Source organism: Rhodanobacter sp. C06 (assembly GCF_002001105.1).
GTDB lineage: Bacteria > Pseudomonadota > Gammaproteobacteria > Xanthomonadales > Rhodanobacteraceae > Rhodanobacter_A.
The window spans coordinates 1-925 of the sequence record NZ_MUNP01000005.1; the positions used below are offsets into that span (position 1 = coordinate 1).

Consider the following 925-nt stretch of genomic DNA (forward strand, 5'->3'; position numbering starts at 1 on the left):
ACACGTTTTTTGCCAAGTCCACGCCGAGGGTTATAGTGCTCATGGAGACTTCCTCTTCTGCTGACGGTTGTGTCGCAACACCATCATGGCCTTCGAGGCCGAAGGGAGGGGAAGTCTCTTTTTACTCATTCGAGGCGGACGGCTACGCCGCCGCTCAATTCCAGCGTTAGATGGCAAAGGCATGTCTGAAATTTTCATATTCGCCACATTGACTGACGCGGAGATCATCCGCTCATGGATCAATTCTGATCCCGATATCGCTTGGCTAGTCAAGGTTGGACAGGATGGGTGTCGCTACAAATGGCAAGCTGTCTCAGAGTTGCCAGTATTGCATGAGCAACGATATGCACTTTGGCACATCAAGTCGGGGCCATTGAACATTCCATCTGGTTCACCAAATGTCCCGGACGCTCATGTAGCCAACCCGTTTCAAGGTTGGAGCCAGACACTAGAGGATTCGAGCGCTCAGGCCCCGTGGTTTGGTGGAAACTTACCAGGACCTTATAGCCTTAATCTTAGACCGTCGGGGCATGAAAACGACTGGCCGATCGGTATGTCTCAATTTTATTGGGCAGCGGACCATTTTAAATTGATAGGCAAAGGCGCTCACCCTGAAGCAAAGCGATGGTGGGCAAAGTTGAGGCGGTTCATAAGCAAAAGCTCAATACAAATACCGGGGCCTGGACTCTCACCGACCCACCGCCTGAGAGCTTATGCTTTTCCTGATGCGCTAGTTCAGATCCGCAATGCAATCTAACATTTCAAGGCGGACGGCTTCGCCGCCGCTTAACTCCAGCGTTAGGGAAACTCTGATTTTGCCCCGTGGTCGAAGCTCGACCTGAGGACGGATGTTACGCGATGACGCCGAAGCAGATGAGCCTGTCGATGGAGCACGACGCCGGTTTCGAACGGCACCGCAAGGCGA

1 protein-coding gene is annotated in these 925 nt (G+C 52.8%); it reads left to right on the top strand.

Translation table 11 applies throughout. The features are described 5' to 3' along the window. Positions 1 to 85 precede the first annotated feature (85 nt). Positions 86 to 757, top strand: coding sequence for a hypothetical protein (locus B0E52_RS18210; protein ID WP_139351525.1), 672 nt, complete (start codon positions 86 to 88; stop codon positions 755 to 757). The last annotated feature ends 168 nt before the right edge of the window (positions 758 to 925 follow it).